The sequence below is a fragment of the Xanthomonas sp. MLO165 genome, from assembly GCF_018831305.1.
GTDB classification, from domain to species: Bacteria; Pseudomonadota; Gammaproteobacteria; order Xanthomonadales; family Xanthomonadaceae; genus Xanthomonas; species Xanthomonas arboricola.
Genome location: NZ_CP029263.1, coordinates 499,596 through 512,475, shown reverse-complemented (window position 1 = coordinate 512,475; position 12,880 = coordinate 499,596). Strand labels below are relative to the sequence as shown.

8 protein-coding genes are annotated in these 12,880 nt (G+C 67.6%); 6 read left to right on the top strand and 2 right to left on the bottom strand.

Going from position 1 to position 12,880, the window contains the following annotated elements:
* Nucleotides 1–3: 3 nt before the first annotated feature.
* Nucleotides 4–1,521 (bottom strand): oligopeptide:H+ symporter, encoded by a 1,518-nt coding sequence (locus DGN21_RS02200; RefSeq protein ID WP_046345443.1) that lies wholly within the window; start codon nucleotides 1,519–1,521, stop codon nucleotides 4–6.
* Nucleotides 1,522–1,676: 155 nt separating this feature from the next.
* Complete coding sequence (locus tag DGN21_RS02195) at nucleotides 1,677–2,579, bottom strand: tryptophan 2,3-dioxygenase family protein (RefSeq protein ID WP_047126213.1); 903 nt, start codon at nucleotides 2,577–2,579, stop codon at nucleotides 1,677–1,679.
* Between the two features lie 399 nt (nucleotides 2,580–2,978).
* Here DGN21_RS02195 and DGN21_RS02190 point away from each other — a divergent pair, with 399 nt between their 5' ends.
* The 6 genes from DGN21_RS02190 to DGN21_RS02165 all read left to right on the top strand — a co-directional run bounded on the left by DGN21_RS02190 (nucleotide 2,979) and on the right by DGN21_RS02165 (nucleotide 12,831).
* Nucleotides 2,979–6,560 carry a lamin tail domain-containing protein gene (locus DGN21_RS02190; RefSeq protein ID WP_126965368.1) on the top strand — a complete coding sequence of 1,194 codons (3,582 nt, stop codon included), beginning with the start codon at nucleotides 2,979–2,981 and terminating at the stop codon, nucleotides 6,558–6,560.
* A gap of 177 nt (nucleotides 6,561–6,737) precedes the next feature.
* Complete coding sequence (gene pdhA, locus DGN21_RS02185) at nucleotides 6,738–7,826, top strand: pyruvate dehydrogenase (acetyl-transferring) E1 component subunit alpha (RefSeq protein WP_016901647.1); 1,089 nt, start codon at nucleotides 6,738–6,740, stop codon at nucleotides 7,824–7,826.
* On the top strand, nucleotides 7,819–8,892 hold the full coding sequence (locus tag DGN21_RS02180; RefSeq protein WP_039515775.1) for an alpha-ketoacid dehydrogenase subunit beta: 1,074 nt from the start codon (nucleotides 7,819–7,821) through the stop codon (nucleotides 8,890–8,892). Before pdhA ends, DGN21_RS02180 begins: the two co-directional genes overlap by 8 nt.
* A 1-nt stretch (nucleotide 8,893) precedes the next feature.
* Nucleotides 8,894–9,277 carry an SH3 domain-containing protein gene (locus DGN21_RS02175; RefSeq protein WP_016901649.1) on the top strand — a complete coding sequence of 128 codons (384 nt, stop codon included), beginning with the start codon at nucleotides 8,894–8,896 and terminating at the stop codon, nucleotides 9,275–9,277.
* Complete coding sequence (locus DGN21_RS02170) at nucleotides 9,274–10,722, top strand: dihydrolipoamide acetyltransferase family protein (protein ID WP_126965369.1); 1,449 nt, start codon at nucleotides 9,274–9,276, stop codon at nucleotides 10,720–10,722. The genes DGN21_RS02175 and DGN21_RS02170 overlap by 4 nt, the downstream gene beginning before the upstream one ends.
* 816 nt (nucleotides 10,723–11,538) lie before the next feature.
* Entirely contained in the window at nucleotides 11,539–12,831 is a 1,293-nt protein-coding gene (locus DGN21_RS02165; protein ID WP_126965370.1) for a DEAD/DEAH box helicase, read from the top strand.
* Nucleotides 12,832–12,880: the final 49 nt, after the last annotated feature.

Here is a 12,880-nt window from a genome sequence, read left to right as displayed (position 1 = left end):
TCCTCACTTCACACCATGCATCAGTTTGTTGATCAACGGCGCGATCAGGAACAACACCGCGCCAGCGCCCAAGAGCGCCCAAAATCCGAAGGTATACCCGCTCAGGGCCGAAGACACGCTCATCCCTTCGCTTCCGCTGACATGCCCGGCAAAAATGCCCGACAGGTTGTTGCCGATGCCGGTGGACAGGAACCAGCCGCCCATTCCGAAACCGACCAGGCGCACTGGCGCCAGCTTGGTCACCATCGACAGGCCGATCGGCGACAGGCACAGCTCGCCCACCGACTGGATCACGTACACCATGAACAAGGTCCAGAACGGCACCTTGCCAGCATCGTTGACCAGGCTCGACAGTGCAAACATCAGCAGCAGGAACGCCAGGCCGTTGAACAGCAGGCCCAGGCCGAACTTGCGCGGAATCGACGGGTTGAAGCGGCCGGCCTTGACCCAGATCCAGGCGATGACCGGCGCCAGCGTGATGATCGCAATCGAGTTCACCGACTGGAACCAGGCGGTCGGGAAGGTCCAGTCGCCGAAACTGCGGTCGACGATGTTGTCGGCCAGGAAGGTGAACGAGCTGCCGGCCTGTTCGAAGAACATCCAGAACAGCACGTTGAAGGCGAAGATGATCAGCATTGCGATCACCTTGTCGCGCTGCACCTTGCCTTCGCGGATGCCTTCGACCAGCAGCATCACCGACAGGCCGACGAACAACACGGTCAGCACGATCTGCAGCACGTCCGCACCGACGGCGAGCAGGAAGTACACCACCGGGATCGCCAGCACGCAGCCGACCAGCACCATCAGCACGCGGCCAATGCCCTGCGCGTTCGGCGCCGGTGCACCGATGCCCTTGAGCTGCGCGCGGCCGATCCAGAACCACACCAGGCTGATCAGCATGCCCACGCCGGAGGCCATGAACACCATCTTGTAGGACGGCATGGCGTCGGTGCCGAACACCTTTTCGGCCAGCAGCTGGGTCAGCACCGGCGAGATCATCGCGCCGAGGTTGATGCCCATGTAGAAGATGGTGAAGCCGCTGTCGCGGCGCGGATCGGCCACCGAGTACAGCTTGCCGACCATGGTGGAGATGTTCGGTTTGAACAGCCCGTTGCCCACCACCACGGTGGCCAGGCCGATCTCGAACATGGTGTGGTCGGGAATGGCGATCAGGAACAGGCCGGTGGCCATCACGGCCGCACCGACCAGGATCGAGCGTTGGTAGCCGAGCACGCGGTCGGCCACGTAGCCGCCGAAGATCGCTGCCGCATACACCAGCGCCAGATAGGCGCCATAGGTGCGTCCGGCCGGCGCCTGGCCGGTGGCATCGCCGTTGAAGAACTGCGCCACGATGTACAGCACCAGCGCCCAACGAATGCCGTAGAACGCGAAGCGTTCCCAGAATTCGGTCATGAACAGCATCCACAGCGGCCGGGGATGACCGAGCAGCGTGGGGAACTCGGGCGGTGCCGGCGGCGGCGGAGTGGCGGCGGAAGTCGGCGCGGTAGCGTCAACGCTCATGGAATGTCCCTTGCGTATTCAGTAATGGCTGGGTGCCCGGAGCGTACCCCGGGAGACGCGCGAGGATCACTTAGACGTCATGTACGCGTCAAATTCGCAGGACTCGCCGGCCTGATCGCGGCCGCTCTGCGGGGATGACGCCCGTAGCGACCCGCTCAGCCCTTTTCAGGCTCACCGCGGCCACCACCCACCGGCTCACGACCTTCCACGCCCACCGAGGTGCGCACGTCGAACAGCTCCGGGAAGAACGTCAGCGCCAGCGCCTGCTGCAGAAAGCCCACGCCGCTGGACCCGCCGGTGCCGCGCTTGAAGCCGATCACCCGCATCACCGTGCGCATATGGCGGAAGCGCCAGAGCTGGAACTGGGTTTCCACATCGACCAGGTCCTCGCACAGCGAGTACTCGCGCCAGTAGCGGTCGGTGTTTTCGTAGATGCGCTCGAACACCGGGCGCAGGCTGTCGTCGGCCACATGCGCGCAGGTCCAGTCGCGGGCCTGGTATTGCGGCGGAATCGCATGGCCGAAGCGCGCCAGGTAGCGCAGGAACTCCTCGTACAGGCTGGGCGCTTCCAGCACCTCGCGCAGCCGCGCCTGCCCCTGCGGGTCGTACGCGAACACCTGCAGCATCTGCGGGTTCTTGTTGCCGAGCAGGAACTCGATATAGCGGTATTGCAGCGACTGGAAGCCGGACGAGGGGCCCAGCACGTCGCGGAATCCCATGTACTCGCTCGGCGTCAGCGTTTCCAGCACCGACCACTGTTCGGTGAGCTGGCGCAGCACCTGCTTGCTGCGCGCCAGCACCTTGCGGCACTGCCAGACCTGGTCGTTCTGCAGGTGCACCATCGCCGCGCGCAGCTCGTGCGCCAGCAGCTTCAGCCACAGCTCGGAGGTCTGGTGCTGGATGATGAACAGCATCTCGTCGTGGTGCGCCGGTTCGGACAGGGGCTGCTGCGCCGACAGCAACTGGTCCAGCCGCAGATAGCCGCCGTAGGTCAGCCGCCCCTCCAGATCGGTGTGGATGCCGGGTTCCAGGTCACGCAGATTCTTGTCGACGGGCATGGCGGTGCAGGTGGATCGGGCCGGTCAGGGTAGCTCAGTGGCGGGGATTGGGGATTGGGGATTGGGGATTGGGGATTGGGGATTGGGGGGAATCGGGATTCGGGAATCGGGAATCGGGAGGCAGGAGTTGCAGCGCGCGGCCTTGATGCATGTCGCGGCAGCGCGCTGCCGTAGCAGCGTCCGGTTTGTCTGGCTGGCCTGCCTGCTTGGCAGCCTGGCTGCCGTGACGTACGCGACCATTACTTCACACCTGAAAAATGCTGCGGCGGCTGCGCCGGTGTCACCGTATCGTCAACCAAGGTCTGCAAATTCATGCAGAATCGAACGGCGCTGCCGGCCAGGGACGTGGCCGGACCAGGGGAGCGCTTCACGTCTCATGGATCAGGGGACTCTCATCTCATGCATGTGTTGCAGCGTCGTGCAGCCTTACTTCTCTGTGCGCTGGCGGTTGCCGGCCACGCCAATGCCCAGGTCGTCATCAGCCAGGTCTACGGCGGTGGCGGCAACAGCGGTGCCACCTTCCGCAGCGATTTCGTCGAGCTGCACAACATCGGCAGCACCACGGTCAGCCTGGACGGCTGGTCGGTGCAATACGCCTCGGCCGCCGGCAGCAGCTGGCAGGTCACGCCGTTGGCAGGCAGCGTTCCGGCCGGCGGCTATTACCTGGTCAAGCAGGCCGATGGCAGCGGCGGCAGCGTCGCGCTGCCCACGCCCGATGCCACCGGCACCATCGCCATGGGCGGCGGCGCCGGCAAGGTGGCGCTGAGCAACAGCGCCTCCGCGTTGAGCGGCGCCTGCCCCACCGGCAATGCCGACCTGGTCGGCTATGGCAGCACCGCCAGCTGCGCCGAAGGCAATGCGCCCACGCCGGCGCCCAGCAATACGCTGGCAGTGCTGCGCGGCGGCGATGGCTGCACCGACACCGACAACAACGCGGCCGATTTCGCCACCGGCGCGCCGGCGCCGCGCAACGCCGCCAGCCCCGCACGGCTGTGCAGCGGCGGCGGCCAGCCGATCGCCACGCTGGCCGACGTCAGCCAGGCCGAAGGCAACAGCGGCAGCCGCAGTTTCGTGTTCACGCTGAGCCTGAGCCAGCCGGCCGGCGCAGGCGGGGTGAGCTTCACCGCCGCCACCGCCGATGGCACGGCCACGGCCGGCAGCGACTATGTCGCCCTGCCCGCCTCCAGCGTCCGCATCGCCGCCGGCGAGCGCAGCGCCAGCATCACCGTGGAGGTGCTGGGCGACACCACGCCCGAGCCCGACGAGACCTTCGCGCTGCAGATCAGCGGCCTCACCGGCGCGTTGCCGGCCACGCTGAGTGCCACCGGCACCATCCTCAACGACGACTTCAGCCTGCTGCCGATCCACGCCATCCAGGGCAAGGGCGCACGCTCGCCGCTGGAAGGCCAGGTGGTCGCCACCTCGGGCATCGTCACTGCCCGTCGCAGCGCCGGCTTCTTCCTGCAGGCACCGGATGCCGAAACCGATGGCGATCCGGCCACCTCCGAAGGCGTCTACGTCTACACCGGCAGCGCACCGCCGGATGCCGCTGCCATCGGCAACCGGGTGCGCGTGCAGGGCACGGTGCTCGAGTACGTGCCCACCGCCGACCCGACCCAGCCGCCGTTGACCGAGATCGGCGGCAGCCTGACCGTGCTGCTGGATTCCACCGGCAACCCGTTGCCGATGCCGGTGGCGTTGAGCGCGAACTTCCCTAACCCGAATGGCGCCTTTGATCAGCTCGAAGCGCTGGAAGGCATGCGTGTCACCGCCGCCAGCCTCACCGTCAATGCCCCCACCGGCGGCAGCGTCAACGAGACCAACGCCAGCGCCACCAGCAATGGCGTGTTCCATGCGGTGGTCACCGGCCTGCCGCGCGCCTTTCGCGAGCCCGGCGTGCAGTTGCCCGACCCGCTGCCGGCTGGCTCGCCTGCCGGCGTGCCGCGCTGGAACACCAACCCGGAAGTGATCGCCGTCGGCAGTGCCGGCGTGGGCGCCGAACGGCTGGATCTGGCCTCCGGCTGCGTCGTGCTGGATGTCACCGGCCCGCTGGATTACAGCTTCCGCCGCTACACGCTGTATCCGGAACGCACCCCGCAGGTGAACTGCAACGGTGCCGACCAACCGCGCCCCGCACCGGTACCGCAGGCCGACGACGTGGCCGTGGCGACCTACAACATGGAGCGCTTCTTCGACGACCAGAACGACCCGGCGATCGGCGAACCGGTGCTCACTCCGGCCGCGTTCCAGGCCCGCCTCAACAAGGCCTCGCTGGCGATCCGCAACTACCTGCACACGCCCGACATCCTGGGCACCGTGGAGGTGGAAAACATCAGCGTGCTGCAGACCCTGGCTGCGCGCATCAACGCCGATGCCATCGCCTCCGGCCAGCCCAACCCGCAGTACGTGGCCTACCTGCAGGAAGGCAACGACGTCGGCGGCATCGACGTCGGCTTCCTGGTCAAGACCGGTACAGTGTCGGCCGGCATGCCGCGCGTGGAAGTGGTGTCCATCGCCCAGGAAGGCAAGACCACCACCTGGACCGAACCGGGCGGTGGCGTGAGCCTGCTCAACGATCGCCCGCCGCTGGTGCTTACCGCCAGGGTGCATCAGGCCGATGGCCGCGTGCTGCCGCTGACCGCCATCGTGGTGCATCAACGCTCGCTCAACGGCGCCGAGACCGACGATGCCGCAGGCACCCGCATCCGCGCCAAACGCCAGGCCCAGGCCGAGTACCTGGCGCGCCTGCTGCAGACGCGCCAGCAGCTCGACCCGGCCGAGCAGGTGCTGGTGATGGGCGACTTCAACGCCTTCGAGTTCAACGACGGCTATGTGGATGCGATGGGCGCCGTCACCGGCCGGCCGGCGCCGGATGCGCAGACCGTGGTGAATGGCGATGGCGCGGACCTGGTCAACCCGGACTACACCGATCTGACCTGGTTCAACACGCCCGACCAGAGCTACTCGTACGCCTTCGACGGCAACGTGCAGTCGCTGGATCACATCCTGGCCAACGAGGCGCTGATGCGCGCACCCGGCATCGCCTCGCTGTCGGTGGGCCACGCACGCATCAATGCCGACTTCCCCGGCACTGCGCGCAACGATGCCAATACGCCCACGCGCCTGTCCGATCACGACCCCACCGTGGTGCTGTTGCGCATGGCGCCCGCGTTGCGTGCCGACCTGGGCGCAACGGTCACTGCGGCACGCGCACAGGTCACCGAAGGCGAGCGCATCGACTTCAGTGTGGATGTGGACAACCGTGGGCCCGACAGCGCGGCGTTTGCCGCGGTGGCACTGGCCTTCGATACCGCGGTCAGCCCGCGGGTCACCGCGGCACCGGGCTGGAGCTGCAAGGCGCCGGAAACCGCGACCCAGACGGTGGTCACCTGCACCATCGCCTCGCTGGCAGCCGGTAACGCACAGCGCTTTGCCGTGCAGGTCGACGCTGGCGCGGAACTGGCAGGACGCACGCTGACCCTGGCCGCCTCGGTCGCCTCGCAAACGCCCGACCCGCAGCCGGACAACAACACCGACACCGCCGCAGTCAGTGTGCAGCCAGCGCTGCGCAGCGATCTGGCAGTGCGCCTGGAAGGCCCTGCCACGCTGCCCACCACCGCCTTCAACGCCACCTACCGGGTATTGCTGGACAACCGCGGCAACGCAGCGGCCACCGGTGCCAGCGTGCGGATCGAAGGCAACACGGTATCGGCCTTGTCGCTGCTGGTGCCGCCCAGCGGCTGGCGTTGCACCAAGCAACTGCCGTCGTTGCGCAACGCAGTGTTTGTCTGCAGCACTGCCGCCGCAGTGCAGCCGGGCGCGCAGGCCGTGTTCCAGCTGACCGTCGCGGCAAAGCCGATCCCGGCCGAACGCGCGGTGCGGGTGCAGGCCAGCGCCAGCTCGACCTCGCCCGATGCCAACCCGGCCGACAACGCGGCGCTGATCGTTACCCCGATCGGTGGAGGTACCGGCCGCCGCTGATCGCAGTGCAACACGTCGCAGTTCTGTACTGCGACAAAGGGCGCGGCCTGGTCCGCGCCCTTTTTTTTGTGCAAGCCAGCATCATTGTGTGCTGCGGTGCAGGACAGCTTTTTGCTGCGTGGTCCTTAACATCGCAACTCATATCATTTGAAACTTCTTGGTGAAGGTGTCGCCGCAATGAGCGTAGCCGCGCAGTTCGAGATCGAATACCTGCAATACATGGATGCGGACGGCCAGATCGTCCGCGACGACCTGCCGGCCGACGCCGCCAACCCGCAACAGTTGCTCGCGCTGTTCAAGCGCATGCTGTTCGTGCGCACCTTCGACAGCAAGTCGGTCGCGCTGCAGCGCACCGGCAAGCTGGGCACCTATGCGGCCTGCCTCGGCCACGAAGCCACCCATGTGGGCATCGGCGCATCGATGCGCAGCGGCGATGTGTTCGCGCCCAGCTATCGCGAGTACGGCACCATGTTCGAACGCGGCGTGCGCCCGCGCGACGTGCTGCTGTACTGGGGCGGCGACGAACGCGGCAGCGACTATCCGCGCGATGCCGATGCGGCGATCGACTTCCCGATCTGCGTGCCGATCTCCACCCAGTGCCTGCACGCGGCCGGTTCGGCGCTGTCGTTCAAGCTGCAGGGCAAGCCGCAGGTCGCTGTGGCCTGCTGCGGCGATGGCGGCAGCTCCAAGACCGACTTCTACGCCGCGCTCAATTCGGCCGGCGCCTACAAGCTGCCGCTGATCCTGTGCGTGATCAACAACGGCTGGGCGATCTCGGTGCCGCGCTCGGCGCAGACCGGCGCGCAGACGCTGGCGCAGAAGGGCCTGGCCGGCGGCCTGCATTGCCTGCAGGTGGACGGCAACGACCTGATCGCAGTGCTCGAGGCGATGCGCCAGGCGCGTGCGCGTGCACTGGCCGGCGACGGCGGCACGGTGATCGAGTTCCTGACTTACCGCCTGTCCGATCACACCACCGCCGACGATGCGCGGCGCTACCGCGGCGAAGAAGAGGTCAAGCAGGGCTGGGCGCGCGAGCCGCTGCTGCGCCTGCGCCGTTATCTCACCGCGCAGGGCCTGTGGGACGAGGCGCAGGAAACCGCCTGGAAGGCCGAATGCGGCGCGCGCGTGGACGAAGAAGTCAATGCCTACCTCAACACGCCGGTACAGCCGGTCGAAGCGATGTTCGATTACCTCTATGGCGACCCGCCGGCCGAGTTGCTGGCCCAGCGCGCCGAGGTGATGGCGCAGGAGGCCCGTCATGGATGAGCTCAACCAGTCACACCTGGCTGCGACACAGCAGCAGGCCAGCGCCCCTTACAACGCCGCAGCCACGCGCGGAGAGATCGCCATGAGTTCGCCCATCACCTTGATCGAAGCCATCACCCAGGCGCTGGCCTGGGAGCTGGAACACGACCCTGCGGTGCTGGTGCTGGGCGAGGATGTCGGCGTCAACGGCGGCGTGTTCCGCGCCACCGCCGGCCTGCAGCAGCGGTTCGGCAGCGAGCGGGTGCTGGACACGCCGCTGGATGAAACCACCATCGCCGGCCTGAGCGTCGGCCTGGCCGCGCAGGGCATGAAGCCGGTGGCCGAAGCGCAATTCGACGGCTTCGTGTATCCCATGGTCGATCACCTGATCTGCCACGCCGCACGCCTGCGCAACCGCACCCGCGGCCGCCTGCATTGCCCGATGGTGCTGCGCGTGCCGTGGGGCGGCGGCATCCGCGCGCCGGAACATCACAGCGAAGCCAACGAGGCCATCTTCACCAACGTGCCCGGCTTGCGTGTGGTGCTGCCGTCCTCGCCGCAGCGCGCCTATGGCCTGTTGCTGGCCGCGATCCGCGACCCGGATCCGGTGATTTACATGGAGCCCAAGCGCATCTACCGCCAGTACAAGGAAGTGGTCGCCAACGATGGCGAGGCGCTGCCGCTGGACGTGTGCTTCGTGCTGCGCGACGGCACCGACGTCACCCTGGTCACCTGGGGCGCGCAGGTCAAGGAAGCGCTGGAAGCGGCCGACAAACTCGCCGGCGAAGGCATCAGCGCCGAGGTCATCGACGTGGCCACGCTGCGCCCGCTGGACTTCGACACCATCGCCGAATCGGTGGCCAAGACCGGCCGCTGCGTGATCGTGCAGGAAGCCCCGCGCACCGCCGGCTTCGGTGCGGAGATCGCCGCGCAGCTGGCGGAAAAATCGATGTACGACCTGCTCGCACCGGTCGAACGCGTCACCGGCTACGACACGCATATCCCGCTGTTCCGTCTGGAAATGAAGTACCTGCCGAGCGTGGAGCGCATCGTCACCGCCGCCCGTCGCGCGGTGGCCGCCGGCTGACATGCGCGCCCGTCTGCTCTGCGATTACCGCGCCGCGTACGCCAACCCGATCCGCTTCCGCGCTGGCCAGCAGGTGACCATCGGCGTGCGCGATGAGGAATGGCCGGCCTTCGCCTGGGTCAACACCGGCGACGGCCATGCCGGCTGGGCCCCGGTGGCCTGGCTGCGCCCGCTGGGCGACGGCCAGGCCGAAGCCCTGCGCGACTACGACGCACGCGAACTCGATGCCCACCAGGGCGAGGACGTGCTGCTGCATTACGAACATGGCGGTTGGTGGTGGTCCGAGCGTGCCGATGGCATGCAGGGCTGGCTGCCGGCCGCCGACCTCGAACTCCTCGACGACACCACGCCGCCGCTGCCTGCGGCGCAAGAGAACCTGCCATGAGCGAAGCCAAGAATTTCCACCTGCCCGACCTGGGCGAAGGCCTGCCCGACGCCACCATCGTCGAATGGTTCGTCAAGGAGGGCGACAGCGTCCGCCTGGACGATCCGCTGGTCTCGATGGAGACCGCCAAGGCGGTGGTCGAGGTGCCCTCGCCGTTTTCCGGCACCGTGACCAAGCTCGCCGGTGCCGCCGGCGACATCATCGTCACCGGTGCGATGCTGGCGCAGTTCGCGCTGGACGCCTCGCAGCCGCAGCGCGCCGATGGTCAGGACACCGGCCACTCGCATGGCCCTGCACCCACGCACACGCCCAGCACCGGCGATAGCGCGGCCGGCCCGACCGCGCGCGTGGTCGCCTCCGACAACGGCGGCGAGATTGCCGATGCCGATTCCAGTGGCGAGAGCGAGCGCGACGACGCCGGTACCGTGGTCGGTGCGATGCAGAGCTCCAACGCAGTGCAGAGCGAACAGGCGATCGCCGTGGGCGGCGTGCGCGCGATGCCGGCCGTGCGCGCGCTGGCGCGCAAGCTGCGCGTGGATCTGGCCCAGATCCGCGCAAGCGGCCCGGATGGCACGGTGACGATGGCGGATGTGAAGCAGGCCGCCGCGGCCGGCAGCGCGCCGCTGTCTGCAGCGCGCGCCGGCGCCTCGGTCACCCCGAGCAACGGCAACAACGCGCCGGCAGCCGCCTCGCACGCCGCTGCCGGCACGCAATCGGCAACCAGCGCAGCCGGCAACGCGCAACCACGTGCAGCGCTGTCTGCCAGCGGCAAACCGATGCGCACCCAGTCGCCAGGCGTGGTCGCCAAAGGCCAGCCGGAGCAGCTCAAGGGCGTGCGTCGCAACATGGCGCGCGTCATGGCCGATGCGCACAGCAAGGTGGTGCCGACCACGCTCAACGACGATGCCGACATCCACGCCTGGCAGCCCGGCAACGATGTCACCGTGCGGCTGGTGCGCGGCATCGTGCGGGCGTGCCAGGCGGTGCCGGCGCTCAATGCCTGGTTCGACGGCGAGGCACTCAGCCGCACCCTGCACACGCAGGTGGATATCGGCATTGCAGTGGATACCGAAGAAGGCCTGTTCGTGCCCGCATTGCGCAATGCCGACATGCTCGACGCGCACGGCATTCGCGAAAGCGTCAACCGGCTGCGCCAGCAGGTGGAAAACCGCAGCATCGCCGCCTCCGAACTCAGCGGCTACACCATCTCGCTGTCCAACTTCGGCATGTTCGCCGGCCGCTACGCCACCCCGGTGGTGGTGCCACCATGCGTGGCCATCGTCGCCGCCGGCCGCGCACGCTACCAACTCACTCCGGTGATGGGCGGGGTGGAAACCCACAAGGTGATGCCGCTGTCGCTGACCTTCGACCACCGCGCCGCCACCGGCGGCGAAGCCGCGCGCTTCCTGCGCGCACTGCTGGACGATCTGGCGCTGGCCAACTGAGGCACGGATAGCAGAACGGCCGCGCCCACCGCTTGGTGGGTGCGGCTCGCCTTGTCGCATCCAACCACGCGCGACCGGACCCGCGGTTCGATAAGTTCGCCGCTTGCGGAACCCGTGGCGGCATGGAGACCGCAGTAGAGCCTTTATTGCTTCGGATTCCGTGTCTTGCGAGCTTGAATATTGCGGACAGATCACTCGTAGAGCGGCTGACCTGCGGCCTGGCTGCAGGGTCCTTGCCCGCCCACCCTCGCAGGACACGCCGCAAGTACGTCCTTGTAGGCTCTTACGCGGCATCCATGCCGCATAAGGTCCCGCGACGGTGGGCGGGCAAGGACCAGTCGAGCTGGTCGGTGTGCGCGGTTACAAGCAGCGCATGAGATGGGTTGTTTCTATAGCAAGGCCAATCGGTTATCCAAGACGAGCCAAGCAACAAGCAGGCTTTCATTGAAGCAACCTAGTAACTTTCTGGTGCGGTGCCCTCGCCGGTTGCGGGACCCTCGGCGGCATGGATGCCGCCGAGGAGCCTCCACGGACGGATTCACGGCGTGTCCCGCAAGCGGTGAGGGCACCGCGCACTCGACGGACCAGTCTTTTGATTCAAACATCTGATCGCCCCTAAGAATCTATGGGTCGAAGTCTTGACTGCGTTACGCATTGTGCCGCGATGGACTTGGACGATATGGAGAGATGCGCTGCCGAGCGGCGGCGCTGCGCTCTGGTTGCGGCGCCCTGCCCGCCCATCGATGCATTGCCCAGCGGCAACCCCGCATGACGTCCCACCGACCATTGCAGCGCAAATGCCTGGATAATCGGCCCATGTCATTTGCCCATCTCTCGCTGTCGCCACAGCTGCAGCCATTCTTCGACACTGCACTGGCACGCGCCGGTCACCACACACCCACGCCAATCCAGCAGCAGGCCATTGCGCCGATGCTGCAGGGGCGCGACCTGATCGCGATGGCGCAGACCGGCTCGGGCAAGACGCTGGCCTATGCGCTGCCGCTGCTGCAGCAACGTTGCCTGGCGCCCGACACCGCGCCGCGCGTGCTCGGTGCGCTGGTGCTGGTGCCCACGCGCGAACTCGCTGCGCAGGTGGAAGACACCTTGCGCCAACTGGCCGCGCATCTGCCGCGGCGGCTCAAGATCGTGGCGGCCACCGGCGGCAGTTCGATCAATCCGCAGCTACTCGCCCTGCGTGGTGGTGCCGATATCGTGGTCGCCACGCCCGGGCGGCTGCTGGATCTGGTCGACCACAACGCGCTGCGCCTGAGCGAGGTCGCCACACTCGTGCTGGATGAAGCCGACCGTCTGCTCGAGCTGGGCTTCGGCGCCGAGCTCGATCGCATCCTGGCCTTGCTGCCGACGCAGCGCCAGAGCGTGCTGTTTTCGGCCACGTTTCCGCCCGGCATCGCCTCGCTGGCCAAGCGCCGCCTGCGCGACCCGCTGCGCATCACCGTTGCCGCCACCCCGGAGGCTGCGCCTGCGATCGAACAACGCGCGATCGCCGTCGATGCCGGCCAGCGCACGCAACTGCTGCGCCACCTGCTGCAGGAGCATGGTTGGTCGCATGTGCTGGTGTTCGTCGCCAGCCGGCACACCGCCGAAAAAATCGCCGAAAAACTCGGCAAGACCGGCATCAACGCGCAGCCGCTGCACGGCGAACTGAGCCAGGGCCGCCGCGAGCGTACGTTGCACGCCTTCAAACAGCGCGAGCTGCAGGTGCTGGTAGCCACCGACCTGGCCGGACGCGGCATCGATATCGATGCGCTGCCGGCCGTGATCAATTACGACCTGCCGCGTTCAACAGTGGATTACACCCACCGCATCGGCCGCACCGCACGCGCCGGCGCCAGCGGCCTTGCGATCAGCTTCGTCACGGCAGAGAGCCAGCCGCAATGGCGTTTGATCGAAAAACGCCAGGGCCTGCGCGTACCGACCAGCGTGGTCGCCGGGTTCGAGCCGAGCCCGGCGACCGCGGCGCCTGCAACACAGATGCCGAACAACGGCACGCGCGCTGCGGACGACAACGGCGGCATCAAGGGCAGGCGGCCGAGCAAGAAGGACAAGCAACGCGCCGCAGCGGCGACACAGGCAGGCAAGCCCGACTGAAGGCGGTGCGTGACACCTGACGCGCTGTCGTCACGCCGAGGCGGACACC

Bases quoted from the DNA above. Each gene is read 5' to 3' on its own strand.
- DGN21_RS02175 (WP_016901649.1), top strand. From the start codon at position 8,894: ATGCGCGCCCGTCTGCTCTGCGATTACCGCGCCGCGTACGCCAACCCG.
- DGN21_RS02165 (WP_126965370.1), top strand. From the start codon at position 11,539: ATGTCATTTGCCCATCTCTCGCTGTCGCCACAGCTGCAGCCATTCTTC.
- DGN21_RS02190 (WP_126965368.1), top strand. From the start codon at position 2,979: ATGCATGTGTTGCAGCGTCGTGCAGCCTTACTTCTCTGTGCGCTGGCG.
- DGN21_RS02200 (WP_046345443.1), bottom strand. From the start codon at position 1,521: ATGAGCGTTGACGCTACCGCGCCGACTTCCGCCGCCACTCCGCCGCCG.
- DGN21_RS02180 (WP_039515775.1), top strand. From the start codon at position 7,819: ATGGATGAGCTCAACCAGTCACACCTGGCTGCGACACAGCAGCAGGCC.
- DGN21_RS02195 (WP_047126213.1), bottom strand. From the start codon at position 2,579: ATGCCCGTCGACAAGAATCTGCGTGACCTGGAACCCGGCATCCACACC.
- DGN21_RS02170 (WP_126965369.1), top strand. From the start codon at position 9,274: ATGAGCGAAGCCAAGAATTTCCACCTGCCCGACCTGGGCGAAGGCCTG.
- pdhA (WP_016901647.1), top strand. From the start codon at position 6,738: ATGAGCGTAGCCGCGCAGTTCGAGATCGAATACCTGCAATACATGGAT.